We start from the raw sequence: 26,833 nt of genomic DNA on the forward strand, positions 1-26,833 counted from the left end.
CCCGGGCTTCCGGCTGTCAGCGGAGGCACGGCAGACTGGACCTCGACATGGACACCATCGACGAGGCGATCGCGGCCATGGACCGGCGCATCGAGCGCGCCCTCGACACCGGCGACCCGCGCGGCTACTTCACGTGTGTCTACCGGTCGGTCACCGCGCGGGTGCGCGACGGGATCCGTGCCGGCGAGTTCGACGACTGCGAGCGGATGGAGCGCTTCGACGTCGCGTTCGCCCGCCTCTACCTCGACGCCGCCGACGGGTTCGAGGCCGGCGGCGCTGTGTCACGGTCGTGGCGGGTCGTCTTCGATGCGCCACCGTCGGCCCTCGCCGTCCAGCACGTCATCGCCGGCATGAACGCCCACATCAATCTCGACCTCGGCCTCGCGGCGGCCTCGGTGCAGCACGGCGAGGCGGTGGCGGACCTCCGCGACGACTTCGAGCGGCTCAACGACGTGCTCGCCGCGATGATCGACCGGATGCAGGACGCCCTCACCCACACCGCACCCTGGACAGGGATCCTCGACACCTGGGGTGGGCGGGTCGACGAGCTGGTCTCGGGGTGGTCGATCGAGTATGCGCGGGGCCGGGCCTGGTCCTTCGCGGAGCGGCTGGCCGTGGCCGAGGACGGCGAACGACAGAGTCTCGTCGCATCCCGTGACGAACGCGTGGCGGCCATCGGCGAGGGGATCCTCAACCCACCGCTTCCCGTGCAGTGGCTGACCGCTCTCGTCGCGCCGCGGGAGCGTGCCGACCTGCGTGCCGTCGTCGAATCGCTCGTGGACTGAGCGCCGTCCACAGCGCCTCCTTCGTCGGCTCGGCCGGATGCCTTCGAACCATGCCTTCGAACCGTGCTTCGAACCGTGCCTTCCAACAGCATTAGCATCGGACCCATGCCAGCAACGAGGCTGATGCCCACCGAGATCGGTCAGGACCTGATCGAGCTCACTCGCGAGATCGCCGCCAAGGAGCTTCGCCCGAAGGTCGACGAGGCCGAGCGCAGCGCCGCCCCGGAGGCAGCGGCGACACGAGCCGGAGGTGCCGACGACGCCTTCCCGCGCGACGTGTTCCGCACCCTCGGCGAGGCGGGCCTGATGTCCCTGCCCTACTCCGAGGAGTACGGCGGCGGCGAGCAGCCCTACGAGACCTACCTGCAGGTGCTCGAGGAGATCGCCACGGCGTGGATGTCGGTCGCGGTCGGCGTCTCCGTGCATGCGTTGACCTGCTATCCGGTCGCCGTGTTCGGCACCGAGGAGCAACGTTCGCGGCTGCTCCCCGAGATGCTGTCGGGGGAGCTGCTCGGCGCATACTGCCTGTCCGAACCGCTCGCCGGCTCCGATGTCGGGTCGATGACCACCCGGGCGACGCGCGACGGGGACACCTACCGGATCAAGGGTCGCAAGGCGTGGATCAGCCACGCCGGCCACGCCGACTTCTACACGACCTTCGCGCGGACCTCCGACGACGGCGGACGAGGGCTGTCGTGCTTCATCGTGCCCGCCGATGCTCCCGGCCTGTCCTTCGGCGCACCCGAGCGCAAGATGGGGCTGCACTGCGACACCGTGCGGGAGGTGATCTTCGAGGACGTCCCGGTCGCAGCCGACCGGCGCATCGGGGACGAGGGCCAGGGCATGGCGATCGCCCTGTCGGCGCTGGACGCCGGGCGGCTCGGCATCGCGGCCACCGCGACCGGGCTCGCGCAGGCCGCCCTCGACGTCGCCGCCTCATACGCCAAGGAGCGCCACCAGTTCGGCCGCCCGATCGCGGACAACCAGGGTCTGGCCTTCCTGCTCGCCGACATGGAGGCCGCCGTCACCTCGGCGCGAGCGACCTACCTGCACGCCGCCCGGCTCCGCGACGCCGACCGGATGTTCTCCAAGGAGGCCGCCGTCGCCAAGCTCGTAGCCACCGACACCGCGATGCGCGTGACGACCGACGCCGTCCAGGTGCTCGGCGGAGCCGGGTATACCCAGGACTGGCCGGTCGAGCGCTACATGCGCGAGGCCAAGGTCACCCAGATCTTCGAAGGCACCAACCAGATCCAGCGCCTCGTCATCTCCCGCCACTTGCTCGGCTGACCGGCACTTCCTATCAGACACCGGGTATCGAGGCCCCGGCACCGGACAGGGGACGGCCCCGGGATCGGGGAGGACACCGATTCCCGGGGCCGGAGGGGATGAAGGAGTGGGAACAGATTAGAGTTTGTGCAACCTTGGTCAACAGGTCTCGGGCGACGCCATGTCACGACCCTCCTAGGGTGGCGCCATGAGCCAACCGCCCCGGTGGGTCCCTCCGGCGACCACCGGTACGCGCGGCACGCCACCGCCGCCCGGCGATCTCCCCAACGACCTCGGGTCTCCGGCATCGGCGAGTGCTCCCGACCACGTGGGCACCGCATACCCCTATCGCGGCTCTCCACCCGCCCGGGCGACGCCGAAGCAGACGCTCTCGGTCGTGGCGTTCGTGCTCGGGGTCCTGGGCTGCATCCCGCTCGCCTCGGTCGTCGCTATCGTCGTCGGAGCGATCGCGGTGGCCAAGGAACGCGCGGGGAGGGCATTCGCCGTCGCCGGCATCGCGCTCGGGGCGCTCTGGACGCTGGCCGGCGTCACCCTCATCCTCACCGACGCTCCACAGCGGTTCGCGGACTCGATCCGCGAGCCCGCGGACGACCTCATCCTGTCCGTCGACGGGGAGGACACGGTGTGGGACCTGACGGACGGCTCCTGCTACAACGAGGTCAACGTCGAGGAATGGGACGACACGGGTCCGCAGCTCTCCATCGTCGACTGTGCGCAACCGCACGAGTTCGAGGTCTACCACGAGACCCGGCTGGGCCACATCCAGTACCCGGGCGACGACTCGATCTTCGCCATGGCCGACAGCGCGTGCTACGTGAAGTTCACGAGCTTCGTCGGGCGGCCCTACTCTGCGTCCGATCTCGACTACACCTTCTGGGCTCCGGATGAGATCACTTGGGCGGAGGGCGACCGCCTGATCCAGTGCGTCATCACGGACGGCCCCGCCACCGTCGGGTCGCTCGAGGGTGCCCGACGCTAGCCTGGGCCGCATGCAGATCACCCCCACCACCGTCGCACTCGTCACCGGAGGCGCGTCTGGCCTCGGCGGCGCCACCACCGAGCGGCTCGCGGCCGACGGCGCCGCTGTCGTCGTCGTCGACCTGCCCGGATCCGCCGGCGAGGAGACCGCCACCCGGCTCGGTGAGCGAGCGCGCTTCTGCGCAGCGGACGTGCGTGACCCCGACCAGGTGCAGCCCGCGGTCGACGCCGCCCTCGAGCTCGGCGAGCTGCGCATCGCGGTCAACTGCGCCGGTGTCGCCACCCCCGGCCGGGTCGTGGGGCGCAAGGGCCCCCTGGACCTCGAGGCATTCCGGACCGTCGTCGACATCAACCTCGTCGGCACGTTCAACGTCCTGCGCCTCGCGGCGGCGGCCATGCTCGACAACGAGCCCGTCGACGGCGATCGTGGCGTCGTCGTCAACACCGCCTCCATCGCGGCGTTCGACGGGCAGATCGGGCAGGCCGCGTATGCGGCGAGCAAGGGCGGCGTCGTCGGCCTGACCCTCAGCGCCGCGCGGGACCTCGCCGACAAGCTGATCCGCGTCGTCACGGTGGCTCCGGGGACGTTCGAGACCCCGATGCTCGCCGGACTGCCCGACGAGGCACGCCAGGTGCTCGAGCGGCAGGTGCCCCACCCCGCCCGGCTCGGCCGGCCCGTCGAGTATGCCTCACTCGTGCGCCACATCGTCGACAACCCGATGCTCAACGGCGAGGTCATCCGCCTCGACGGAGCGCTGCGGATGCCCCCGCGCTGAGCCGGCTCCTCGGCGAGCCGGGCCGCCCGAACCCTCTCCCACGCGCACACCTTCACCGCGCACCCCGCACGGCGCCCCCACCAGCGCAGAACCATCCCTCGTCGGGTCAGCGCAGCGCCCGCTCCTCGGCGACCGAGTTCCCCCCATCGACGACGACGACCTGACCGTTGACGTAGCCCGCGCCCGGCGTCGCCAGCCACACCACCGCACTCGCCACCTCCTCGGCCCTGCCGGACCGCCCGGGCGGACTCACCTCTCCTTCGACCACCTCGGCCGGTGTCTGCGAGCCCGTCGCGATCCACCCCGGCGCGACGGCGTTGCACGTCAGGCCGTGGCGCGCCTCGTCGACCGCGACCGCCCGGGTCAGCCCGACGATCCCGGCCTTGGCCGCCGCATACGCGACCTCCGAGCGCATCGCCATGACGGCCCCGGTCACACTGGCGACGTTGACGACTCGGCCACGCCCGGACTCCCGCAGGTGCGGCAGCGCCGCACGCGTCATGAGGTATGCGGTGGTCAGGTTGCGCTCGAGCGACGCTCTCCAGCGGGTCGGGTCGGTCGACGTGAGATCGCCCTCCAGGTAGTCACCGTCTCCGACCGTCACCATGCCGGCGTTGTTGACGAGGATGTCGAGGCGGCCGAACCGGGACGCCGCGGCGTCCACCACCCGGGCCGCCTGGGCCTCGTCGGTGAGGTCGGCGACGACGGGAAGCGCCTCGACGCCGTCTGCGGCCAGCTCGGCGGCCCGCTGCTCGATCCGGTCGGTCGTCGCGGTGACGACCACAGCGGCACCGCACCTGCCCAGGAGGCCGGCCACCGCATACCCGATGCCGGTGGCGCTGCCCGCTCCGGTGACCACGGCGACCGTCCCGGTCAGGTCGAACGCTGCGGGGATGGGACGGACGGCGCTCACCCGACCAGTCTGGCGCGCCCGGCCCCCGAGCGCCGGAGGTTCGCCCGATCATCACCCGCTCGTCGCGTGTCGGTCATCGGCGCACCAGGTCGCGGCCGCTATACAGGAGGTGACCGGGCCAAGTATGAGTTGGCCCGGTCGAGTACGTTCGGTCCAGTGCCGTAGCCGGGCGCGTGCGGCCCAGCGCTACTCCAGGTCCCGCGAGATCCCGGGCAGCAGCGTCTCGCCGTGCCGCAGCCGGTCCAGGCTGCCGGGGCTGCGCTGCTCGAGGAAGTGCTTCGACTTCTGCCGGTAGCGCCACACCTGCACTCCCCCGAAGAACCAGAACACGAACATCACCGACATCGCGATGCGGAAGTCGTCGAGGGTGTACGTCTCCGGACCGCCCGGCGCGACGACGTCGAGGATGAAGCCGATGAGCCACATGGCAGCCAGCGAGGCCACGAAGCCGCCCATGTTGACGACGCCGGTCGCCCGGCCGAGGTGGTCCGGGCGGTTGAAGGTGCGGGCCATGTCGAAGCTCGCCATCGACACCGGCCCTCCCGCCGCCGTGACGATGACGAGCAGCGCGAGCACCCCGATCGGCGCCGGACCCGGCCAGAGCAGGACGACGGCCCACATGACCATGATCGCGATGACGATGCCGAGGACGATCCAGGACCGGTGGTACGGATGGCGCGCGACCGCCCGCCCGGTGATCGGCCCGACGATGAGCGCCGTCACCGTCATGAGCATGATGAGCGAGCTCGCGAGCGCCGAGGACAGGCCCTGGCCGGCGACGAGGAAAGGGTAGCCCCAGAGCAGCCCGAAGACGTTGGCGCCGAACATCGAGGTGAAGTGCGAGTACATCCCCAACCGGGTTCCGGGGTTCTGCCAGATATCGCGCATGGTCCACGCCAGCGCCCGGATCTTGATCCGCTCGATCGCCTGGCCGCTGTAGGGCGAGTCCATGACGACGATGAGGACGCCGATCATCACCGCGAACCCGAAGGAGGCCGCGAACGCGAAGGTGGGGGTCCAGCCGTAGCTGGCCAGCGCATACGAGAGGGGCGCGGCGGCGGCGAGCGCGCCGATCTGGCCGAGCATGCCGGTCAGCTGCGTGACGAGCGGCGCCTGCCGGACCCGGAACCACAGCGCCACCAGACGCATGAGCGAGATGAAGATCATCGCGTCCCCGGCGCCGAGGAGGACCCGCGCGAGCACCCCCGCCTCGAAGCTCCCGGCGAAGGCGAACCACAGCTGGCCCGCGGTCATGAGCGCCAGACCGCTGAGGATCAGCCGCTTTGGTCCCCACCGGTCCAATGCCACGCCGACGGGCACCTGCATGACGACATAGACCGAGAGCTGGACCACCGTGAACGTCGACAGCTGGGCGGCCGTGATGTCGAACCGCTCCGCCGCGAGCAGTCCGGCCACGCCGAGGGAGGTCCGGTGGAAGACCGCGAGGATGTATGCGGTCAGCGCCACCACCCAGATGAGCCAGGCTCGGCGGCGCCCGATGTTGTGGATCTGCCGCTTGAGCGGCGAGCTCACCCCGCGTGCTCGGCGAAGGCGTCCTCGAGGATGTCGAGACCCTCGTGGAGGAGCTCGTCGGGAGCGGACAGCGGCGGGAGGAAGCGGAAGACGTTGCCGAACGTGCCGCACGTGAGGGTGACCAGGCCCTGGCCGTGGCAGTACCTGTTGACGGCCCCGGTGAGGGCGGCGTCCGGGGTCTTGGCGTCGAGGTCGCTGACGAGCTCGACGGCGAGCATCGCTCCTCGGCCGCGGATGTCGCCGATGACGCCGTACTTGTCGGCGAGGGTCTCCAGCCGCGGCCGGAAGATGGCCTCGACCTCGCGCGCCCGCCCGCACGCGTCGGTCTCCTCCATCCACTCCATCGAGGCGAGCGCGGCGGCGCACGCGACCGGGTTGCCGCCGTAGGTGCCGCCCAGACCGCTGACGTGGATCGAGTCCATGACGTCCGCGCGTCCGGTCACCGCGGCGAGCGGCATGCCGCCGGCGATGCCCTTGGCGGTCGTGATCAGGTCGGGGACGACGCCCTCGTGGTGGCTGGCGAACCAGTCGCCCGTGCGGGCGAAGCCGGTCTGCACCTCGTCGGCGATGAGGAGGATCCCGTTGTCCGTGCAGTAGTCGGCGACCTTGGCCAGGAACCCCGGCGCCGGGACGATGAAGCCGCCCTCCCCCTGGATCGGCTCGATGATGACGGCCGCGCAGTTCTCCTCGCCCACCTGGGCGTGCACGAGCGAGACGAACTCGTCGAACGCCTCGTCGGCGCAGGCGTCCGGCCCCGTCGGCCAGCGGTAGGGGTAGGCCATGGGGACCCGGTAGATCTCGCCGGCGAAGGGGCCGAACCGATGCTTGTAGGGCATGTTCTTCGAGGTCAGACCCATGGTGAGGTTGGTCCGGCCGTGGTAGGCGTGGTCGAAGGCGACGACGGCCTGGCGACCGGTGTGGTGCCGGGCGACCTTGATCGCGTTCTCCACCGCTTCGGCGCCGCTGTTGAACAGGGCGCTGCGCTTCTCGCCGTCACCGGGGGTGAGCTCGGCGAGCTTCTCCGCCACCTCGACGTACTGCTCGTAGGGCGTGACCATGAAGCACGTGTGGGTGAACTTCGCGATCTGCTCCTGGACCGCTGCGACCACCTTCGGGTTGCCGTTGCCGACCGTCGTCACCGCGATGCCGGACCCGAAGTCGATGAGCTGGTTGCCGTCGACGTCGACGAGGATGCCGCCCTCGCCCCGGACGATGTAGGCCGGCAGGCCCGTGCCCACCCCGGCCGAGACGGCGGCCGCTTTGCGGGCGGCGAGCTCCGCGGACCGCGGCCCGGGGACGGAGGTGGCGAGGATGCGCTTCTGCTCGATCACGCTCCCGATCATAGGGCTGAGCGAGGGTGCCCCGGCAGGGGTCGTTCCGAGCAGGACGCGGCCTCAGCCGCGCAGCTTGCCGGCGACCGAGACGAGCATGTCGAGCATGACGTCCAGTTCGGTGAGGCAGCGATCGTGCGGGTCGAACTCGCCATCGGTCCAGTCCGTGTTGGTCGAGAGGGCCACCTGCGCGCGGATGCCGTACTGCTGGAAGTTCGCGACCACCGGCCGCCAGTGCTCCACGGCGCGGACCCCGCCCATGCCGCCGTAGGACACGAAGGCGACGGGCTTGCCCACCCACTCGGGGCCGAGCGAGTCGTAGGCGTTCTTGAACGCGCCCGGGACACCGTGGTTGTACTCGGGGGTGACGAAGACGAAGGCGTCGCACCGGTCGATCGCCGCACTCCACTCGCGCACCTGGGGTGAGTCGTAGACCCGGCTGCCGCCGCCTGGCTGGACGTTGGAGGTCAGGAGCGGCACGTCGAACGAGCGCAGGTCGAGCAGCTCGAACGTCGCGTCCTCGCGGTGACGGGCGCGCTCGTGGACCCACTCCCCCACCGCCTGACCCTTGCGGCCGTCGCGGATGGACCCGATGATGACGCCGATCCTCATAGCTCTCCTTGACGTGTCAACCAGTTGCTCACGACTCTAGGGGTATGCGCGGGTCGCCTCGCGCGCTCGCGAGGGACGAACACGCGGGCTCGTCGCGCCCACAATGCTCGTGCCCTCCCCTATCGTTGGGTCACGCGTCGTCGAGCTGAGGCGGGGAACTCATGATGCACGAGCGGGTGGACGGCCGGCACCGGTCGAGAAGCATGCTCGCGGTGGTCCGCGTGGCCGTTGCGACGGTCGTCACGAGCGTCGCGATGACGCTCACCCCGGTGATGTCCGCCGGCTCCGGTCCGGACCGCGCGCCCGAGACGACCGTCCTCGAAGAGGCCGTGACACCGGCCGATGCAGTCGTCACCGCCGACTTCGACCTCGCCGCGGTCGCGGTCGGTCCGGACTCCGAGCTCGCCGAGGTCGACGTGCGGGTCCACGCCGACGGCGAATGGTCGGAATGGATCACTCTCGACGTGCTGTCCGAGGACCAGGGCCCGGACCCGGGGACGGAGGAGCACTCGGCCAGCCGCACCATGACCGAACCGCTGCTGGCCGCCGGCAGCAGCAGGGTCGAGGTGAGGGTTCCGGGGGGCGAGAGCGCGGAGGTGATCCTCGTCGACGGCGGCCCAGAGGAGCGGTCGCCATCCGCCGCCGCGTCGGCCCGGCCGTTCATCGTCACCCGCGCCGAGTGGGGCGCGAACGACAGCCTGATGAACTGCATCCCTGATTCACTGCCCGGATACAAGGGCGCAGTCGTGCACCACACGGTGAACGCGAACACGTACACGGCCGCCCAGGCGCCGGCACTTGTGCGCAGCATCTTCGCGTACCACACGACCGCGCAGGGCTGGTGCGACATCGGCTACCAGTTCCTCGTCGACCGGTTCGGCACCGTCTACGAGGGACGAACGGGAGCACTGGACCGGGCCGTCGAGGGGGCGCAGTCGGCCGGCTTCAACACCCAGACGTTCGGCGTGTCCATCATCGGCGACTTCTCGAACGAGGCTCCGAGCGCAGAGAGCCTGGCCGCCGTCGACTCCGTGATCCAGTGGCAGCTCGCCCTGGACGGCGTCGATCCCCGCGGCGAGTCCGAGTTCACGTCCATGGGCAACGGCAAGTTCCCGGCCGGGACGGTCGTTCGGCTCCCCACCGTGATGGGACACCGGGACAACGGCCAGACCCTGTGTCCCGGTGATCGGCTGTACGACCTCCTCCCGACCTTCCGGACATCGCTCCGGAGTCCCCTCGAGCCCGATCCGGGGGTCGAACGCCAAGGCGGACGCGACCGCTATGCGACCTCGGCCCTGATCAGCGAGCGGGCCTTTCCCGACGGGGCACCGGTGGCCTACCTCACCTCCGGCCTCACCTTCCCGGACGCGCTCTCGGGGGCACCCGCCGCCACGGCCTCGGGGGGCCCGCTGCTCATCACCCACCCCGACTACCTGCCCGACGTCATCGCCGCGGAGCTCGCCCGGCTGCGCCCCCAGCGGATCATCGTCCTCGGCGGCACGGGAGCGGTCTCGGACGTCGTCGCGGAGGCAAGCGCCGCATACTCCACGGAAGGCGCCGCGCGACTGGGCGGGTCGACTCGCTATGCCACCTCGGCGCTGATCAGCGCGGAGATGTTCGCCCCGGACGTGCCGGTCGCCTTCGTCGCGACGGGCACTGCGTTCCCGGATGCACTGTCGGGTGCCCCAGCAGCCGCGCTGCTCGGGGGACCGCTTCTGCTGACCCTGCCGGATCGCGTCCCAGACGTCATCGCCGCGGAACTGGGCAGGTTGCGACCGGAGCGGATCGTCGTGCTCGGCGCCAGTGGCGCGGTGAGCGACTCGGTCGTGGAGACGCTGGGCTCGCTCGCGACGCTGGGCGCCGGGCGGATGTCGGGTCCGACCCGGTACGAGACCTCGGCCCGGGTCAGTGCCGGCACCTTCCCCTCGGGGGTTCCGGTCGCCTACGTCGCCACCGGACGCAACTTCCCGGACGCCCTGTCCGCAGCGCCTGTCGCCGGCAGGCAGGCCGGACCCCTGCTCATCACGGATCCGCGCAGCCTCTCACCGGCCGCGGCCGAAGAGCTCCGTCGCCTGGCGCCGCAGCGGATCGTGGTCCTCGGTTCCGACGCGGCCGTGTCGCGGAGGGTCCACCTCGCGCTGGGCGAGTATCTGCCCTGACCCGCGGACCTCAGGCCGAGAGCGTCTTCTCCAGATTGGCCGCGAAGCGGTTGCCCATCTGTTGGACGACGGCGTGCATGGCGGGCTCGATGACCTTGCCCGCCCAGCTCGGCGCCGGCAACATCGCATGGACGGTCAGGCCGATCGCCAGGCGGGTCGACGCCTGCGTCACCGCTTCGAGCGAGTACCACCCGTCCGCCCCGGCGAGCTCACGGCCGTCCGGGTCGTGCGTGAAGTCGATGCGGGTCGGCTTCTGGAGGTCCATGGCCTCCGTGAAGTGCGCCGCGAACTCCCCTCCGGGGTAGGGAATGCCATGCAGCTCCCACACCCAGGTTCCGGTGTCGACGACACGGATCTCCCGCAGGAACGGCGTCATCTGGGCGACCTGGTGCGGGTCGGAGACGACGGCCCAGATCGCCCCCTGGGCGTAGGGGATCTCGGCGACCTTCTCGATCGAGGTGGCGAAGCGGTTCACCGTCCCACCGTATTGGGTGCGCGTCCCGCGGTGGCGCGGGCTGCGAGGATGGACGCGTGGACACCGGGAGCGCGTTCGATCTCGCGGTCGTCGGGCTCGGTCCAGCCGGGAGGGCGGTGGCCTCCCGCGCCGCGGCTCGCGGCCTGTCCGTCCTCGCACTCGACCCGCGCCCCGAAGCGGTGTGGAGCCCGACCTATGGCATCTGGGGCGATGAGCTGAACGAACTGCCCGAGTCGGTGGTCCGGGCACGCGTGGCAGGGCCCGAGCTGCGCGCCCGGAGGCGACATACCCTGCACCGTGACTACCTCGTGCTCGACAACCTCGCTCTGCAGCAGGCCCTGCCGCTCGATGCGGTCGAGGTGCGGCGGGCGCGGCTCGAGGACGCGGACCTGGTCGACCTGCTCGGATCACGTCCAGGTCAGGCACGGGTCGTCGTCGACGCACGCGGCGCCCGACCGGAGGGGCACCTGCCGGACGATCCCGCTCCGGCCCAGACCGCATACGGCATCGTCGTCCCGGCGGAGGACGCCGCCCCGGCGCTCGACGGCGCGGCCGGCCTGCTCATGGACTGGCGCACCGACTGGGCGGACGAGGGCGACCGGCGCGGGACGCCGACCTTCCTCTACGCGATCCCTCTCGGCCAAGGTCGGGTGCTGCTGGAGGAGACGTGTCTGGCGGCCGCACCCGCCATGACGATCCCCGAGCTCAAGCGCCGGTTGCGCCGCAGACTCGTCTCGCGGGGTATCCGGCCGGCCGTCGTCGACGCACCACTGGAGCGCGAGATCGTCCGCATCCCGATGCGCGGTCGGGGTCATGGTCCCGCGGAAGGGATCCTCGCCGTCGGCACCGCCGGGCGGGGAGGGAACCTCGTCACGGGCTACTCGGTGGCCCACTCGCTACGGCACGCCGACGAACTCGCCCGCGCGATCGGGACCGGGCTGCGAGGCGAGGGCCGGTTGCCGTCCGAGATCGACCCCACCGGCCCGGGCGACCTGCTGCGCGAGATGGGTCTGCGGGCGCTGCTCCGGCTCGACGTCGACGGGACGCTCGAGCTGTTCGAGGCATTCGGGCGGCTGCCGGTCCAGGCGCAGCGTGACTTCATGTCTCGTGACTCGACCGCACCGGCCATGGCGTCGGCCATGTGGGGGGTGTTCCGGCGGATGCCGCCCCGGGCCAAGCGCGCCCTCGTCGCTGCGACGCTCGGGCCGTCGAGGGGCCGGCTCTCGAGGTCGTCGGCGCGGATCCCTCTCGAAGGGTGATGCCACCGATGTGCGGGCGCCCTAGGCTCGTCGGGACAGGCTGAACAGCCGGTTCTCCCGATGCGAGGAGCATGCCCATGAGCGATGGCGGGGGCTTGGTCGACGGAGCCGCGGAGCCCACCGCCCGGGACCGGCGGGTGCTCAGCCCACGGCGGCCCTGGTTCTGGATTCTCGTCGCGGTCGGGCTTCTCCTCCTCGGTGCGGGCCTGCGCGATCTCGCCCTCGCCCTGAGCGAATGGGAACCGCCGGGAAACCTCACGCCCCGGACGGCCTACGTGATCTCAGCCCTGCTCGTGTTCGCCGACGGAGTCTGCGCGATCTTCCCCGCCGAGACGACGCTCATCACGACCTCCACGTTGGCGGTGCAAGGACTGCTCGACCTGCCCGTGGTCATCCTGGCTGGAGCGGTGGGTGCGATCACGGGTGACTCCGCGCTGTACTGGCTGGCCCGGCTCAGCCGACGTCGGTTCCAGCGACAGCTCGACGCGGCGATGCGTAGGGACAATGTCGCCGAGGCTATGGACCTCATCGGGTCCAGCGCACCCGTCCTGCTCGTCGTCGGTCGATATGTTCCCGGCCTTCGGTTCGTCGTCAACGCAACCTGTGGCTTGACGCCGTACCCGTACCGGAAGTTCCTCCTGTGGTCGTCGATCGGCGGGACGCTGTGGTCGATCGTCACCTGCCTGACGGCCTACCTCCTCGGGACGGCGTTGGGCGACAACCCGATCGCGGCTCTCGTCCTGTCCAGCCTGGTCAGCACGTTCGCAGTGGCGATCGTCTTCGTCCTGATCCGGCGGCACCGAGCCGCACGAAAGGCGGCGATGGTGACGAACGAGCCTGCGTGAGTCGGCGGCGCGCGCAACTCACATGGCGCGACTCCCAGCGGCCGGACTCGCTACTCTCGGCGCATGAGCCCCTCCCTGCAGCGCGCACTCGGTGCGGTCGGCCTGGTCACGGCCGGAATCCTGTCCCTCCCGGTGGTCGCGTCCGTCCTCGACGGGCCTGGCGCCGAGAACTGGATCATCCCTGTCGACCTGCTCCTGATGGCCGGCATCGGGGCCGGTGCCGGTGTCGCCCTCCCGGCACTGACGACGCCGGGAGCTCCCACGGGTCGGCGCGCCCTCATCGGTGCAGCCTGGGGGGTCCTCGCCGCCCTCATCGGGCTCCTCGTCTTCTGGCTCCTCCTCAGCGGCTTCGGCGGTGCCTAGCAGGCGGTGGGTTGCGTGACGACCACCCGGTCCGGGAGGGGCGTCATCGGACCGGTCCGCCTCCGTCCGATGCGGGTCGAGGATGTGTCGGCGGTCCTCGACATCCAAGAACCGGGGGCTGTCGCCGGACTCGGCGAGGTGTTCCCGCAGGACTCGCATCCTTTCCCCCGCAGAGACATCCGCGAACGCTGGCTGCAGGAGATCGCCGCAGCTGACATCGACTGCTACGTCGTCCTCGAGGATGAGGCGCCGGTCGGCTTCGCCGCCGTGCGGGGCGCGGAGATCCTCCACCTCGGCGTCGCCCTCGACAGGTGGGGGTCGGGGACCGCCCAGGCCGCGGACGATGCGGTCATCTCTCTCCTTCGGTCCCGAGGGGTGCGGCGAGCATGGCTCCTGGTCTTCACCGACAACCGACGGGGCCTCCGCTTCTACCAACGGCTCGGTTGGCGGCCGACCGGTGAGCGAGCCCGCAGCGCGTTCCCGCCCTACCCCGAGCTGCTCCGATACGAGCGGGCCCTCGACGACTCCTGAGCGAGTCGGCGCCGGGTGTCGACGTCTCGCACGTGCTGTCAGTAGCCGGCTCACGGGTTGCCTCTCGCGTCGGAGGTCGAGAAGCGGTGGGGGGCACCGCATACCGGCCCTCGTTCCGGTCCCGGCGAAGGGCGCGGCGATAGGGTCAGGTGTGAGCCTCCACCGGGACCTTGCAGGCTCCGGCGAACGCCGAGGCCTGCGGTCGCTGATCGCCGATGTGGTCGACCGGCTCTCCGACCTGGGTGCCCGTGCGGGCGACTCCCGCGACGCGCGTCTCCGCTCCGGCACGCTCATCCTGGGTTCGGTCCTGATCGCCGTGCTTTCGGTGGTCTGGGTCCTCACGTATGCGGCTTACGGATACCCGAGGTCGGCAGCGATCCCGGCGACGTACCAGGTCGTCACTGTGGTCGGCCTGGTCGTGCTGGCGCGCACGCGGCGTTTCGACGTATTCCGCAGGACGCAGTTGCTCGTGATGCTGATCCTCCCGGCTCTGCTCCAAGCATCGCTCGGCGGCTTCGTGGCCTCGAGCGGCGTCCTGTTATGGGCCTTGTTCGTGCCGCTCGCAGCGTTGGCCCTCTACGGCGTGCGGGGGGCGGGGGTGTGGCTGGCCGCCTTCCTCGCAGAGGTGGCGATCCTCGCGGTGCTCGACCCACTCCTCTCGCAGCAGCCGGCGGCCCTGCCGAGGGCAGTCGTGAACGCGTTCTTCGTGCTCAACATCATGGGGGTCACCGTGAGCGCATACCTGATGCTCGCCTACTTCGTGGAGCAACGGGAACGAATGCACCGTGCGCTGGAGGTGGAGCAGGACAGGTCGGAGCGCCTCCTGCTGAACGTCCTTCCGTCGGCTGTAGCCGACCGGCTCAAGGACAGCACCGGGGTGATCGCCGAGCGACACGAGAACGTGAGTGTGCTCTTCGCCGACCTCGTGGACTTCACGCCACACACGTCGACGGTTCCACCAGAGGAGCTCGTGGCACTGCTCGACCGCATCTTCACGACCTTCGACCAGCGCACCGAGGCCTTGGGCCTGGAGAAGATCAAGACCATCGGTGACGCCTACATGGTCGCCGGCGGCGTCCCAGAGCCCCGGCCGGGGCACCTCGAGGCGATGGCCCGACTGGCCCTGGCGATGCGCGAGGACATCATCGCCATCGCCGATAGCACGGGTCAGACCTGGCTCGGCCTGCGCATCGGGATCGACGCGGGCCCGGTCGTCGCAGGGGTGATCGGCCGCCGGAAGTTCATCTATGACCTGTGGGGAGACACGGTCAACACGGCCAGCCGCATGCAGTCCTCGGGACAGCCCGGCCAGATTCAGGTCACCGGCCGAGTGGAGTCGGCTCTCGCCGACGCGTTCGTGCTCCGGCCACGGGGCACCGTCGACCTGAAGGGCAAGGGCCCCACCGAGGTTTTCGTCCTCGATGGGCTCAGACCGCCGAAGCCCGACGCCGCGATCAACGAGACACGGTGATTCACGCGCGCCCTCGCTCGAGAGCTGGAGAAGGGACTCGCAACCCGACAACCTATGGCGTGCACTTCCGGTAGCGGCTTGCGCTCGTGGACCAGCCGAGGGGACCGCTTCCACCCATTGTGCAGTAGGTCGCTGCGGCCCCTTGCAGCGGGCACCTTCGCTGCCGCAGAGAGGGTGCGACATCACGGGAACAGCGACTACGAGGGCGCGAGGGTCGTCCACTTGTCCGGCCAGCGCTACTACGGCGACACGAAGACTAGTGCGGAGCGTGGCGAGGGCTGGTTCTGATCCGAGGACGAGGCGCGCCAGGCCGAAAGGCGTGCACCAGGGTGTGACCGGGATTCCTGTCGACTCAGACTGGCCGCCGCTGGTCAGGACTTCGTTGGCGGGGCGATCCGCTGGGCGTAGGCCAACATCGAGCGGTCGAACTCGGCGATTGCGGCCTCGGACCTGCGGACGTACTCATCGAAAGGATCGTCGCTGTCGGCGTAGTGCAGCTTGCGAGCGTGGAAGAGCCTGCCCTCCTGGTCGAGTGCCCGTCGGAGGCGATCGACGGCGACGGCACCGTCGGTGGTCCGGTTGAAGACCTTCTCCAGTCCCGTGGCGACGACGACGCTGAAGCCGAGGATCGGGGCGACCCAGCCCGGCCAGCCTAGGGCCGCCGACAGGGGTATCGCGGCACCGGCGGTGAGCACGATGACCCAGGTTGCCTGAAGCGTGAAGTACCTCAGCCGGAACTCCCGCGCGAGGCTGCGTCGGCGATGGGTCATGTCGCGCTCGTAGCCCTCCTGGCGCGCGTCGACCACGTCTCCGGTGTCGGTCATGTTCGTCTCCTGGCTTGTCCGTCCGACGGAGCCACTCCGATGTCCGTCCACGTCGGAGGCTGGGCAACGGCGATTGGGGGCGATGCTAGTCCAGATCACCGACGCCGCGATCACAGCGAACGCCCTGATCGGCCGGGGAAGGTCCAGGTGCCGACGTGCGTGGCGCTCGCAGCCCTCGTCCTCGGGTCGGCGATCGCATCGACGAGCCGGTCTGGCGGCAGCTCCATGATGCGGCTGGCGTCGCTGCGCATCACCGCCCGGACGACCGTATCGGGTGTCGCCAGTCGCAGCCTTCGCGCGAGCCGTTGATCCACCCACGAGTGGGCCTGTGCCACCGGCCGGCTCGACCTTGCCACGGACCTTCCAACCGCCGTACTCCCCGAGATCGTCATGCGCAGTAACAACGAGATCGGGGACTGGGCGGAACGACTCCTCCAAGTGGCCCCCACGGCGGACGTGCGGACCCGGACCATGGCCCTGTATGCCGCGGCCCACCGGTACTCGATGACGCAGGACCCTGGCGGCTATCTGCGGCTGCTGGCAGAGAGCGGCGAGCCCGAGGGCGTGCTGATGCGCCACGCCCGAGCCACAGCCACGGAAGACCACGCCCTGATGGCGGACGTCGCACGAGACGCAGCGGCCGAGTTCCGAACCCGAGGTGACCATCACCTTGCCGAACGAGCAGAGATCAACCTGGCGACGGCATGGCTCAACCTCGGGGAACTCGAGCGCGCCGATCAGCGGCTGCAACGGCTACTCGACCGGTACCGCCGCCAAGGCCCTGCCACCTTCGTCAACTGGACGCTCCTGCTGCTCGGCTACTCCGCACTCTTCCAAGAGAATCGGGAGTCCGCGGACCACTACTTCTCCGACGGCGTGGGCATCGAGTTCATCGCCATGATGACGGCAACCGGGCGGATTGACAACGCCGCCAACGTCCTGGCCCACCTGGAGGCGGGACACCTCTTCGACGGCCCCGGATGGCGGCTCCTGGTAGACGACGCGGCCCGCCGCATCGCCCAACACGGAACGACCAACACCACCTCACCGATCACCGACGACCGAACCGCGCTCCAATTCATGAAGAACGCCATCGACCACGCGTTGGCATCCCAGCCCGATCGACCCAACACGCCGTTCGTCGATATGGGCTAGGCACCGCCGGCTGTCGCGCGCTGATTGGGGCTGCCCGGCAATGGGCCTTCCGGTGGCTGTGAGGGTGAGTGTCACAGTGTGGACAGGGCGCGGATCACGCGCAGGGCGCGCAGGGTGACCCACGGGTTGGGCGTGCCGGCGCGTGTGTAGTCGACATGTGTTGCACCCGGATACCCGGCGTTGGCAGCCCAGCGCCCATCCGGCCGGCGACGCCCACGAAGCACGTCGACCGTGGGCCGTAGACGCTCGTCGTGGGTGACGCCGGCGGCGGTAACCACCTCGAGACCGCGCAGGACATCGAAGTGCCACCGTGGCGGATGGTGCAGCTTGACCACCTCCGGATGTACCGGCTCCCCGGTCGCTTTCTGCTGGTAGAGCCGACGGGCCAGGAGGCACTCGACTGCCGCGCCGCGGGCGGCCTCGACATCGTCGGCGCGGTGGCCGTGGCCTGCCCGCAGGTACTCGGTGAACCCGTCGATGACGGAGCAGGTGGTGTGCACCGAGGAGACCCGGCAGCCGGAGCGGTTGCTGCGGCAGTTGAAACCTCCGTCGCCCACCTGCTCGCTCAGGATGAAGTCGACCAGGCTCGTCAGGTCCGGGGTGCCGGCCCGGAAGTAGGCGGCGACCGCGAGGAACATGCCGTTGATGCACACGTCGGAGTGTGTGATGGTGCCGCTGGGGTTCACGCCACCGTCCTGACCCATCTGCTCCAGACACAGTGCGACCGCCTCCCGGCAGGCCGCCACACCTGGGTCGATCTGATGGTCCCGCAGCTCGAGCAGGGTGTAGTGCGTGCAGGTCCACTTCGGCTGGTAGAAGCCTTGGCCCCAGTGCCCATCCGGGCGTCGCGCCGCCAGGATGACTGCCGCCGAGCCGGACCGGGCGATCAGGGCCCGCTCCGACGGGTCGCCCTCATCCAGCAGGTCACGCCTCACTTGGTAGACCACCGCCGGGTCGGTGCGCAGCAACCACTGCACGACCGGATCGGTGCCTACGCGGGCCACAAGCCAACACTGGCATGGCCGAAGCCGGCGCGCGGCCAATCGCATGACGCGGTTGACTCGCCAAACCCACCCGAGACGGCGCTACGCAGCCCCGACACCTGTAACGAACGGGGAGCACCGCGCAGCGCCGGCTGCCGACCCCAGGCGCGTGGCGTGCCGGACGCGTGGCTCCTTACCAGGAGCCTCCGCCGCCGCCGCCTCCACCGCCGCCGGAGGATCCGCCGCCGCTGCTGCCGCTGGTGTCGGCGCTGGCGCTGGTGATGGAGGTGCTCAGGCTCTGCCCGAAGGATGCGTTCTCGGAGTTGAAGGTGCTGTAGAACGCCGGACCCGAGTACCACAGCGGGGACTCTGGGATGCGGCCGTCGGCGGCGAGTTCGGCGCAGACCTTCTGCCAGCGGTCGGCCAGGTCGAAGACGATCGCCCAGGGCAGGTAGGCGCTGAAGATGTCCTGTCCTTCTTCGAAGCGCAGGGTGCGCGCTTCGGCGGTCTCGATGTAGCGCCGGAAGCCTTGGACCTGGTCGGTCAGGGCGCGCCCTTCGGCGGTGCGGTGCCCGCTCGCCCACAGCACGATGGCCACGATGAGGGCGACCCCGGCCAGGACGAGCGGCGCGAGGTACAGCAGCGCGCCGGCGTCGAGCACGACGAACGACAGGACGATGAGAGCAATCACGGTGAGCAGGCCGAGGAGCAGGTAGAGCAGGGTGCGGCGTGGGCCGCCTCGGGTGCGCCATGCGCGTTGCATGGGCGCCTTGGACACGTCCTGGACCAGCGGCGCCGCGGCCTCCTGAAAGCGTTTCTGGTCCGCCGCGTCGGGGTGGTCCAGGACGACCGATGGGCCATCGTCGAAGAGCCGCCGCGCGAAGGCCGCGGAGTACTCCGATGGCGCCTTCGACAGGTCCCGTGCGGTTGCGGTGCGCCGCACGCCGCCGGTCTTGGCGTACTCCTTGGCGGTGTCGGGCACCGCTTCGATCGTCAGGGCTCCTGCGTGCGCCAGCTCGATCAGCGCCGCCGGGGTGGCTTTGGCGGCCGCGGACGAGCGCAGCAGCACCCCGCCCAGGGCCGGGGGCACGTCCGGCGGATTGAAGCGGACCGGAATCAGGTCCTTATCGAGGGTGTCCGTCTCGATAGGCGCCGCGCGGTCGATCGTTCCGGGCACGACCCCGGCGTACCGCTGGTCACGGTTGGCGCGCCGGGTCCACACGGCCGCCGAGACGGCCAGCAGCAGCGTCAGGACGGATCCGCCGACGGTCAGCGGCGAGACCCGCGCCGCCCGCAGAAGGCTCCCGCCGGGGACGACGGTCGGCTCCGCATTCGTCACCGACCCGGCCGGTACCTGCACCGAGATCGTCACACCCTCACCGGCGGTCAGGCTGCGCGCCTCGGCGACCGCGGCCCCGGAGTCGACACCGGCCGGGCACGTCTGCGTCGATCCCGCCTCACCCTGGTAGCAGCTGACCGAGGTGACACCTTCGGGTCCGGACACGCTCACCTGCACCAGGTCGATCGCGGCGTCCCAGTCGAGACCGGTGGCGTTCCAGTACAGCTCAGGGACACCGTCCACCGTGCGCAGCGCCCCCTCCAGGACGTACCGGATCCGGTAGCTCGCGGTGCTGCTCGACAGCGTCTCGTCCGGGTCACCGATCTGCAGGGTCAGCCACGTGGTCCGAAACCCCTCACTCCCGCGCGAGCTCCTCCACTCATCCGGCGCGTCCGGCGAGCTCACCTCGATCTCGCGCACGTCGTAGAGGACATCCCGGTCCGAGCCGTCCCCGAACGGCTGCCGAGTGATCACGGTCCGGTAGATACCGTGCCGGTCGGTACCGGCGAAGACGTAGTCGATGTCCTCGACGACCTCGACCGTGCCATCGGCGCGGATCGTGTAGCTGATCGTGAACTGGCTGATCCGATCCCCCGACTCGGCATACGCCGGGCCGGCCACCCCCGCAAGCACCAAGACTCCGAGAACGACCGCCAGAGCCCGCCACCCGAACCTGCGCATCCTGCCCTTCCGATCCACTGGCCCACGTTCCCCACTACCGCGACCCGGGCACGGACGCCGGCCTGGACATGACACAACAGCGTAACAACGCCCTCGGCCAGGCCCGCCGCACAAAGCATCCCGAAGTGCCCACTTCGCCGGCTGCCGTGCTGCGGGCGTCGATCCGGCGTCGCCGACTCTGCCGCGTCAGCGGCTGTCAGCCCTCGGACACTTCGACCACGAGCTTGCCTCGGCTTTCGCCGGTGGCGAGTCGGGCGAATGCTGCGGGAGCATTGGCGAGTGGGTACACGTGGTCGATCCGCGGCGTGAGGGCGCCCTGGGTGACGAGGGCGGTCACCGCCTCGATCTCGGCTCGCGACTGGGGGACGACTAGCACGCCAACTCTCTTTCCGGTGGCACGTCCGACCAGCGGGCCGGCGACCGCGGTGCTCAGCAGGATCCTGGCCAGACCGCCCACCATCGCGTACCTGCCGCCGCGCCGCAGGGCGCGGTGCACGCGCAACGGCGAGCGACAGGCCACGAGATCCACGATCAGGTCGAAGCTGTCGCGCTCGTCGGCCCAGTCCGCCGTGGCGAAGTCGATCGTGCGGTCCGCCCCGATCTCGCGCAGGAAGACGCCCTTGTCTGCTGTGTCGACCGCCGTGACCTCGGCCCCGGCATGCTTGGCCAGTGCGACAACGAACACACCGCCGGCACCGCCCGCGCCGTTGACCAGAACCCGATCTCCCGGCCGCACGCTGGCGGTCGCTCGGCGCGCGATGCCGCCCGCTTGCGGGATCGTCGAGGCCTCCGTGAACGACAGCCCGCTGGGCTTGCGGGCCAACAGCTGGGGTCGCGTGCAGACGAGGTCCGCAAGCCCGCCCCGGTACCCGGCCAGCTCGCCGAACAGCTCGTCTCCCACGGCGTACTCCGTGACCGCACTGCCGGTCGCGGCGACGACGCCCGCGACGTCGGATCCCGGCACCGGGTGCCGCGGCCGCCGCAGCCCGTTGGACCACCGCGCGTACGCCGGACTTCCCATCAGGTTCTCACGGTCCGAGCCATTCAAGGAGACCGCCCGCACTCGCAGCAGAACCTCGTCGTCGGCGGGGACGGGCTCCGGCAGCTCACCCAACCGCAAGACGTCCGGATCGCCGTACCTGTCCTGGATCACAGCTCGCATCGGGACCCCCATCTGCAACCGACGTCGCTCGCACCGATGCTACGGGACCGGAGCACCCGCTCCCCGTGCACGCCGACCTGAGCGGGAGGGGACTCCGCCCTTGGATGCGTCATTCCGCCGCGAGTAGCGCGGTTGAATGGCGCGCTCGGGGGCCACGCTGACCAGGGACCCGATGGCCGTCGTCGCTGAGGCCTACCCTGATTCTCATGTCCGTGAGCGAGTCGGAGTTCTACGAGGTGGGCATGTCTTTACCACCCGAGGTGCGCCGGCACGTGGCTCTGCGGCTGCTCGAGTCGGTCGACCCCGATGACGCATTCGACCACGCCGCAGAGGCCTGGTTGCGCACCGAAGCAGTCACCGCATACGAGCGACTGGTTCAGGATCCGTCCCGGGCAGTGCCCGCTGAGGACGTGCGTGCTCGCTTGAATGCGAAGTGGGCTGCCCGTTCATGACGGGCCGGATCCACTCCTCACCGAAAGCAGAGCAGCAGCTCGACAAGCTCGACGACTGGATCGCCGAAGCATCCTCGCCCGAGACCGCCCAACGGTTCATCTCTGCTTGGTTCGTCTGGGTCGTCGGTGCGGCGATGACGCTGGGCGCCAGAACAGTGCTGGCTCGCCGTCGCCCAGGCACCGGATGGCAACGTGCGGCCCTGGCGGTCGCAGCCGTGATGTGCGCTCCGATGACGGCGGCACTCGGAGCAGTGGCGTCTCTGTTCACCTCGGTGCATGGTTTCGCCACCGTGATGTGGACCTTCGCCGCCCTGCCGCTGGCCGCGGTCCTGGCAGGGACGGTTCAGTCCCTGTCCTCGCCAGACCGATTCTCGCCGCACGACACCACGTGAGCCGCGACCCAGGTCGCCAACCTGTGGACGAGTTGCGTCTATCGCCGGGAGCCGGGCTATCTGGAGGGGCGGCCTGAGGGGCGGGGATTGCGCTGGGGCGAAGTCGTTGAGCGTGCGTGACCCGGAGGAGGGGCTGTCGGTCAGTAGAAGTCGTCCTTTCGTTCGGTGCGCGCCTTCCACGCGAGGATGGCCAGCGCGGTAGAGGCGCCGACGTAGAGCGTCACGCCCAGCGCCGAGGCGGCGACGGCGAGCCACCGGCCCTCGAAGGTCGGGGCGTTGGCCAAGCCGCTCACGGCTGCTGAGAGGAGCGAGAGGACCCAGCCCACGGGGGCGAGGGCTGCCCACAGGAGGAGTCGCTTGAACAGCGGCTCGCCTCGGTGGGCGATGAGCAGGAGGAGCGCGCCGGGCGCGGCGACCCAGGCGATCGTCATCGCGATGAACCACACCGTGACGAGGCTGTCGTGCAGTCCGCCCCAGCGTCCGGTGAGGGCGACGAGCGATGTGACGACGACGCCGAGGACCGGGAGGGCGACGAGGAGCATGGCGAAGATGTCGAGGGCGCCAGGGGTGCCGGCAGTCGAGTGGGTGGGGTGGTGAAGGGTTGTCATGCCTGTCACCTCCGTCGATGGGTCATGGTGACAACCTCCACATCCGTCCTACCCCTTGCCGGCGGGACGACCACGTGGATGTGGCTGATGAGACACGTCGGTCCAGTCAGCGGCGTCGCGACGGCGCGGCACGCCTCGGCGCAGCGCCCGGCACGACTCGGCAGAGATGCGGCAGTGGTCGGCGTGCTGTTAGCACTGATCGCCGCGCACTCGGTGCAGACCGCGATGCACGCCTCGACGATGGCTCGCCAGGAGTCTCCGTTCGGGCCCGACCGGGAGAGGATGTCGGCCGTCGTCCGGCAGATCACCGTGCACTGGATGCACAGGTCGATGCAGCGGCTCATCGCGGCGGGGTCGCCCTCATGAAGGCACGCGTCCGAGCCCGTCCCGCAGGTCGGGGCACAGACGCTCGCCGCGTCGATGGCCGCGCGCAGCTGCTCAAGGGTCGAGCCACGCGCGGGAAGACGTCACTCACCTCGGCAACTACAGCTTCCCAGTGGTCCTCACGCCCGTCGGGGAAGAAGGCAAGCCGCATGAACGCCCTGAGCCAACGCTCGGGCCTGCGAAGCGATACGCCCCGGGACTTCGCTCGCCTGCGTCCTAGCGCCGGCAGCTGGGCTAGGCCCGGATCGTTGGGGGACGTGGTTGTTGGTGGTTATGGCCTTGTGGCGCGGAATGCGTGTCGTTGCTCGGCGGTGAGAACGATCCAGGTCGCTTGGGCGGTTGCCAGCAGCTCACCGTCGTGGGAGTAGATCGCGGACCGCGCGGGTCGCCGTCGGCCGTGTGCCTGCTCGGTCCACCCGGCGACTACGAGTCGCTCATCCGGTGTCGGGGTCCGGTGGATGGTTGCGGCCATCGTGCCGAGGACGATCGGGTCCATGTGCGGCTCCTGTCGGAGCCAGGCCTGCCCGCTCGGGCAGTCGAGAGCGGCCCACAGGATGGTGGCGTCGAGTTCACCGGAATTGTCGAAGAGCGACGGGTGTGGCCTCCACGGCCAGATGTAGTGATCGGACCGGTCGGTTGCTCCTGGGAAGAGTCGCAGACCATCGCCTTCGTCGCGGTCGGGGCCGCAGGTGAAGCACCCCGGGTACTCGTGGCCGGCCCGGTAGGCCTCTGTGTCGAAGGCGGCTGCCGACTCGACAGCTGTCTCGAAGCCCACGGGTTGTGGCGCCGCGGCTGGGATGGCGACGGGCTCCGCGGTCTTTCGTGCGATCGCGATGGGTGTCTCCCCGTCGAGCAGCGTGCCCTCGTGCCGCCCTTGTCGGAGAGTCAGCGGCCGTTCCAGTGGCGGAGGTGCCAGCAGCCTCACCTCGACGCGTCCGCCGCCGAGGGAGCGTGCCATGAGCCCGCAGACATACCCGCCGTTGCCGGAGTCGGGGGGCCCGCAGTAGCGTCTGCGGATCGTGACCTGGGTGGTCATGTTCCACCTGTCAGCTGGAGTATCCGGTCGCGGATCGTGCCGGCCGCCTCAATCTCGTGCTCGGCGCTGCGACCGTTGATGATCAGGTTGAACAAGGTGCACCCGGCGTCGACATACGGGGCGAGGAAGTCGGCGACCTCGGCGGGGGTGCCTGCCGGACTCCACCGTTGGAAGCGCTCGTACGGTATCCCGTAGAACTGCTGCATCGCTTTCCCGACATGGCCGCGAGCCTCGCCACGGTCATCACCGACGCCGCACCACACGTTGAGTGCGTTCACCGAGAGTCGCGGTACCCGGCCCACCTCGCCGGCCGCCTCCTGCATTGAAGTTAGCGACTGGCGATAGCGCTCGGGTGATACCCAGATCCCGAACCAGCCGTCACCAAGGCGGCCAGCGCGCCGGATGGCCGCGTCGGAGCGCCCTCCGACCACGATCGGGATGGGTATCTGCGGGGCGGGCGCGATCCGGGCACCCTCGAGCGTGAAGTGGTCACCCTCGACGTCGACGGCGTCACCGGTGAGCAGCTTGCGAACGATTTGGAGCGCCTCGTCCGTCCGCCGCCCACGAGTCCTGGGATCCACCCCGCAGTTCTGCACCTCATGCGGGTCCTCCCCGCCAATCCCCACCCCGAACACGAATCGGCCCGGAGCGAGCGCGGCGATGTCGGCGAGTTGTCGAGCCACCGGCATCGGATGCCGAAGCGGCAACAGATAGACCCCTGTGTTAGCCGCCAGGCGATCCGAGACGGCCAACGCACCTGCAGCGGCCAGCAGCCCGTCAGACCCGGCCCCAGTGTGGAAGCTGACATGGTCACCGAAACCGAGATGATCGAGCCCCGCACTATCGGCCAACAACACGATCGCACGTCGTCCCGAGGCATCCGTCAACGCCAACCGGTTCAAGACACAACCCACCGAGATGCGGCCCACGGGTCCACCGTCCCACAGAAACCGGCGGCGACGGATGGCGCCTCGACCCCGGATCCGACCATGACACCTCTTGGAAAGCGCCGGTGTGCCATCGACAACAGCACCGCGCCTCACGGGCGGGATCTTCATGAAAGCCGACGCCAGAGGGTGCTGCCTATCGGCACCCCTCTGTGTCAAGAGGCGGTTTGGAGGGTTCTGGAAGCGGGGCTCTTCCTGGTCGGTGAGGCCGGGGGTAGCGTGCTGGCTGCGGGTCCGGGAAGTGGCTGATCCGAAGTGCCGGTGTGCGGGTGTGAGCCGGCCGCGCTGGATATCTGAGACGCCCCGCTGTGCCCTCCCGGGCCCGCCTCGACGTCTGCCGGGCTGGCGGCTGCGGCGTCGGCTTGGAGCTGTCGATAGATGGCGTCGGACATGCGTCTCTTCAGGCAACGCATCGCCTCGCGTCGGCTCTTGCCGGCGGCGATCTTGCGCAGGTAGTACGCCCGCCCGTCGGTGTCGTGGCGGATCTGGGTGGTCGCGGCGATGTGGATCATGTGGTTCATCCGCCGGTTCCCGGCGCGGGAGAGCCGGTGCCGCACGACCTCACCGGAGGAGGCCTCGATCGGGGCGGTCCCGGTCCAGGACGCGAACCGATTCCGGTCGACGAACCGGGCGACGTCGCCGGTGTCGGCCAGGACCCGGGCGGCCACGACCGGCCCGACCCCGGGCAGCTCCATCAACGACGAGCCCCGGGCGATCACCATGGCCTTGAGCTCCTTCTTCAAGTCCTTGATCTTCTTGTCGATCACGACCAGCTCGGCGAGCTGCTCGGCGGCCAGGCGACGGCGGGTCTTGCCGACCAGGTCCCGCGGTCGGACCGAGGCCAGGATGGTCTTGGCCTGAGCAGCGGTGATGTTCTTCTTCGTCTTACCGGGGGTGAGCTCGCTGAGGTGACGCTGCAGCCGGTTGACCGTCTGTACCCGGGCACTGGAGAGCTCGGCCCGGCGGTCGGAGAGCATCCGCAGCGCCTCGAGGTCGGCGTCGTAGGAGAGCACCCGAAGCCCCGCCGTGCGCACCGCGACCACGGCGACCGAGTGGGCGTCGTGGGCGTCGGTCTTGCGGTTGTGGCCGGTGTCGAACAGCCGCGCCCGAGCCGACAGCTTCGCCGGGACATCGACCACGTGCTCGCCGTCGGCGAGCAGCCGCTGCGCCAACGGCCGGCCGGCTCCGTTGCTGCCCTCAACCGCCCAGGTCCGCTCGGGCCAGGCAGCGGCCAGCTTGCGCATCGCCCGATACCCGGCGTTGTCGGTGCCGAAACGGCCGGTTGCCAGCACCGTCTCGTCCATGTCGACGACCTCGATCGTGGCCGACAGCTTGTGGGGATCGACCCCGATGAACACCTTCATCACGAACCGCCTTCTCACTCGCATCCCGAACAGGAGAACGGCGAGGCGGGCAGTGCTACTTAGCCCGGATCCACCGATCGGGATCATGTCGTAGCGGTCTGGATGCGGGTCGTTGCATGAGAAATCCCTTGTGGTGCAGGAGAATCGAAGTTCTTGACGCTTCTATTCGACCTGATCACAAGGGA

General features: G+C 70.0%; 28 protein-coding genes. 14 read left to right on the forward strand and 14 right to left on the reverse strand.

Going from position 1 to position 26,833, the window contains the following annotated elements:
* The first annotated feature begins 47 nt into the window (after positions 1–47).
* The 4 genes from GA707_RS17975 to GA707_RS17990 all read left to right on the forward strand — a co-directional run bounded on the left by GA707_RS17975 (position 48) and on the right by GA707_RS17990 (position 3,829).
* Positions 48–785 carry a DUF5995 family protein gene (locus GA707_RS17975; protein WP_152179827.1) on the forward strand — a complete coding sequence of 246 codons (738 nt, stop codon included), beginning with the start codon at positions 48–50 and terminating at the stop codon, positions 783–785.
* Between the two features lie 105 nt (positions 786–890).
* A complete protein-coding gene (locus tag GA707_RS17980) occupies positions 891–2,075 on the forward strand; it encodes an acyl-CoA dehydrogenase family protein (protein WP_152179828.1) in 1,185 nt (394 codons plus the stop codon).
* 187 nt (positions 2,076–2,262) lie between these two features.
* Positions 2,263–3,054 (forward strand): DUF4190 domain-containing protein, encoded by a 792-nt coding sequence (locus tag GA707_RS17985; RefSeq protein WP_152179829.1) that lies wholly within the window; start codon positions 2,263–2,265, stop codon positions 3,052–3,054.
* A 10-nt stretch (positions 3,055–3,064) separates the two neighbouring features.
* Positions 3,065–3,829, forward strand: a complete 765-nt coding sequence (locus GA707_RS17990; protein ID WP_152179830.1) for an SDR family NAD(P)-dependent oxidoreductase — start codon at positions 3,065–3,067, stop codon at positions 3,827–3,829.
* A 106-nt stretch (positions 3,830–3,935) separates the two neighbouring features.
* Here GA707_RS17990 and GA707_RS17995 read toward each other — a convergent pair whose 3' ends face one another.
* The 4 genes from GA707_RS17995 to GA707_RS18010 all read right to left on the reverse strand — a co-directional run bounded on the left by GA707_RS17995 (position 3,936) and on the right by GA707_RS18010 (position 8,218).
* Positions 3,936–4,742, reverse strand: coding sequence for an SDR family NAD(P)-dependent oxidoreductase (locus GA707_RS17995; protein WP_226963930.1), 807 nt, complete (start codon positions 4,740–4,742; stop codon positions 3,936–3,938).
* Positions 4,743–4,928: 186 nt separating this feature from the next.
* A complete protein-coding gene (locus GA707_RS18000) occupies positions 4,929–6,275 on the reverse strand; it encodes a nitrate/nitrite transporter (protein ID WP_152179831.1) in 1,347 nt (448 codons plus the stop codon).
* Positions 6,272–7,618, reverse strand: a complete 1,347-nt coding sequence (gabT, locus tag GA707_RS18005; RefSeq protein ID WP_152179832.1) for a 4-aminobutyrate--2-oxoglutarate transaminase — start codon at positions 7,616–7,618, stop codon at positions 6,272–6,274. The genes GA707_RS18000 and gabT overlap by 4 nt, the downstream gene beginning before the upstream one ends.
* 51 nt (positions 7,619–7,669) lie before the next feature.
* A complete protein-coding gene (locus GA707_RS18010) occupies positions 7,670–8,218 on the reverse strand; it encodes an NADPH-dependent FMN reductase (protein WP_152179833.1) in 549 nt (182 codons plus the stop codon).
* 161 nt (positions 8,219–8,379) lie between these two features.
* Here GA707_RS18010 and GA707_RS18015 point away from each other — a divergent pair, with 161 nt between their 5' ends.
* Positions 8,380–10,377, forward strand: a complete 1,998-nt coding sequence (locus GA707_RS18015) for a cell wall-binding repeat-containing protein (RefSeq protein WP_152179834.1) — start codon at positions 8,380–8,382, stop codon at positions 10,375–10,377.
* 10 nt (positions 10,378–10,387) lie between these two features.
* On the opposite strand, the gene GA707_RS18020 is transcribed toward GA707_RS18015, so the two are convergent.
* Positions 10,388–10,852: an SRPBCC family protein gene (locus GA707_RS18020; protein WP_152179835.1), complete on the reverse strand. Its 465-nt coding sequence runs from the start codon at positions 10,850–10,852 to the stop codon at positions 10,388–10,390.
* Between the two features lie 56 nt (positions 10,853–10,908).
* Here GA707_RS18020 and GA707_RS18025 point away from each other — a divergent pair, with 56 nt between their 5' ends.
* The 5 genes from GA707_RS18025 to GA707_RS18045 all read left to right on the forward strand — a co-directional run bounded on the left by GA707_RS18025 (position 10,909) and on the right by GA707_RS18045 (position 15,321).
* Positions 10,909–12,111 carry a lycopene cyclase family protein gene (locus GA707_RS18025; protein ID WP_152179836.1) on the forward strand — a complete coding sequence of 401 codons (1,203 nt, stop codon included), beginning with the start codon at positions 10,909–10,911 and terminating at the stop codon, positions 12,109–12,111.
* A 77-nt stretch (positions 12,112–12,188) separates the two neighbouring features.
* Positions 12,189–12,956 carry a DedA family protein gene (locus tag GA707_RS18030; RefSeq protein WP_193315405.1) on the forward strand — a complete coding sequence of 256 codons (768 nt, stop codon included), beginning with the start codon at positions 12,189–12,191 and terminating at the stop codon, positions 12,954–12,956.
* A gap of 63 nt (positions 12,957–13,019) precedes the next feature.
* Positions 13,020–13,319 carry a hypothetical protein gene (locus GA707_RS18035; protein ID WP_152179838.1) on the forward strand — a complete coding sequence of 100 codons (300 nt, stop codon included), beginning with the start codon at positions 13,020–13,022 and terminating at the stop codon, positions 13,317–13,319.
* A 15-nt stretch (positions 13,320–13,334) separates the two neighbouring features.
* The gene (locus GA707_RS18040; RefSeq protein WP_226963931.1) at positions 13,335–13,850 is read left to right on the forward strand and encodes a GNAT family N-acetyltransferase; all 516 of its coding nucleotides are present in this window, start codon (positions 13,335–13,337) and stop codon (positions 13,848–13,850) included.
* A gap of 151 nt (positions 13,851–14,001) precedes the next feature.
* Positions 14,002–15,321, forward strand: coding sequence for an adenylate/guanylate cyclase domain-containing protein (locus GA707_RS18045; protein WP_152179839.1), 1,320 nt, complete (start codon positions 14,002–14,004; stop codon positions 15,319–15,321).
* A gap of 371 nt (positions 15,322–15,692) precedes the next feature.
* On the opposite strand, the gene GA707_RS18050 is transcribed toward GA707_RS18045, so the two are convergent.
* A complete protein-coding gene (locus GA707_RS18050; RefSeq protein WP_152179840.1) occupies positions 15,693–16,145 on the reverse strand; it encodes a hypothetical protein in 453 nt (150 codons plus the stop codon).
* A 110-nt stretch (positions 16,146–16,255) separates the two neighbouring features.
* Positions 16,256–16,480 carry a hypothetical protein gene (locus GA707_RS18055; RefSeq protein ID WP_152179841.1) on the reverse strand — a complete coding sequence of 75 codons (225 nt, stop codon included), beginning with the start codon at positions 16,478–16,480 and terminating at the stop codon, positions 16,256–16,258.
* A 55-nt stretch (positions 16,481–16,535) separates the two neighbouring features.
* Here GA707_RS18055 and GA707_RS18060 point away from each other — a divergent pair, with 55 nt between their 5' ends.
* A complete protein-coding gene (locus GA707_RS18060) occupies positions 16,536–17,300 on the forward strand; it encodes a hypothetical protein (protein WP_152179842.1) in 765 nt (254 codons plus the stop codon).
* 71 nt (positions 17,301–17,371) lie between these two features.
* Here GA707_RS18060 and GA707_RS18065 read toward each other — a convergent pair whose 3' ends face one another.
* The 3 genes from GA707_RS18065 to GA707_RS18075 all read right to left on the reverse strand — a co-directional run bounded on the left by GA707_RS18065 (position 17,372) and on the right by GA707_RS18075 (position 21,465).
* The gene (locus GA707_RS18065; RefSeq protein WP_226963932.1) at positions 17,372–18,304 is read right to left on the reverse strand and encodes a hypothetical protein; all 933 of its coding nucleotides are present in this window, start codon (positions 18,302–18,304) and stop codon (positions 17,372–17,374) included.
* 172 nt (positions 18,305–18,476) lie between these two features.
* Positions 18,477–20,303, reverse strand: a complete 1,827-nt coding sequence (locus GA707_RS18070) for a DUF2207 domain-containing protein (RefSeq protein ID WP_152179844.1) — start codon at positions 20,301–20,303, stop codon at positions 18,477–18,479.
* A 196-nt stretch (positions 20,304–20,499) separates the two neighbouring features.
* A complete protein-coding gene (locus GA707_RS18075) occupies positions 20,500–21,465 on the reverse strand; it encodes an NAD(P)-dependent alcohol dehydrogenase (RefSeq protein WP_193315406.1) in 966 nt (321 codons plus the stop codon).
* A 206-nt stretch (positions 21,466–21,671) separates the two neighbouring features.
* On the opposite strand from GA707_RS18075, the gene GA707_RS18080 reads away from it, so the two are divergent.
* Positions 21,672–21,917 (forward strand): hypothetical protein, encoded by a 246-nt coding sequence (locus GA707_RS18080; protein WP_152179846.1) that lies wholly within the window; start codon positions 21,672–21,674, stop codon positions 21,915–21,917.
* Positions 21,914–22,309, forward strand: coding sequence for a hypothetical protein (locus GA707_RS18085; protein ID WP_152179847.1), 396 nt, complete (start codon positions 21,914–21,916; stop codon positions 22,307–22,309). The genes GA707_RS18080 and GA707_RS18085 overlap by 4 nt, the downstream gene beginning before the upstream one ends.
* Before the next feature lie 140 nt (positions 22,310–22,449).
* Here GA707_RS18085 and GA707_RS18090 read toward each other — a convergent pair whose 3' ends face one another.
* The gene (locus GA707_RS18090; RefSeq protein ID WP_152179848.1) at positions 22,450–22,917 is read right to left on the reverse strand and encodes a hypothetical protein; all 468 of its coding nucleotides are present in this window, start codon (positions 22,915–22,917) and stop codon (positions 22,450–22,452) included.
* Positions 22,918–23,004: 87 nt separating this feature from the next.
* Here GA707_RS18090 and GA707_RS18095 point away from each other — a divergent pair, with 87 nt between their 5' ends.
* Positions 23,005–23,283: a hypothetical protein gene (locus GA707_RS18095; protein ID WP_152179849.1), complete on the forward strand. Its 279-nt coding sequence runs from the start codon at positions 23,005–23,007 to the stop codon at positions 23,281–23,283.
* A 289-nt stretch (positions 23,284–23,572) separates the two neighbouring features.
* On the opposite strand, the gene GA707_RS18100 is transcribed toward GA707_RS18095, so the two are convergent.
* The 3 genes from GA707_RS18100 to GA707_RS18110 form a co-directional block, all read right to left on the reverse strand.
* Positions 23,573–24,337 (reverse strand): hotdog fold domain-containing protein, encoded by a 765-nt coding sequence (locus GA707_RS18100; RefSeq protein WP_152179850.1) that lies wholly within the window; start codon positions 24,335–24,337, stop codon positions 23,573–23,575.
* On the reverse strand, positions 24,334–25,266 hold the full coding sequence (locus GA707_RS18105) for an LLM class flavin-dependent oxidoreductase (RefSeq protein ID WP_193315407.1): 933 nt from the start codon (positions 25,264–25,266) through the stop codon (positions 24,334–24,336). The genes GA707_RS18100 and GA707_RS18105 overlap by 4 nt, the downstream gene beginning before the upstream one ends.
* 173 nt (positions 25,267–25,439) lie before the next feature.
* Positions 25,440–26,648, reverse strand: coding sequence for an IS110 family transposase (locus tag GA707_RS18110; protein ID WP_370460059.1), 1,209 nt, complete (start codon positions 26,646–26,648; stop codon positions 25,440–25,442).
* Positions 26,649–26,833 lie beyond the last annotated feature (185 nt).

The organism is Nostocoides sp. F2B08, from assembly GCF_009184895.1.
Taxonomy (GTDB): domain Bacteria; phylum Actinomycetota; class Actinomycetes; order Actinomycetales; family Dermatophilaceae; genus F2B08.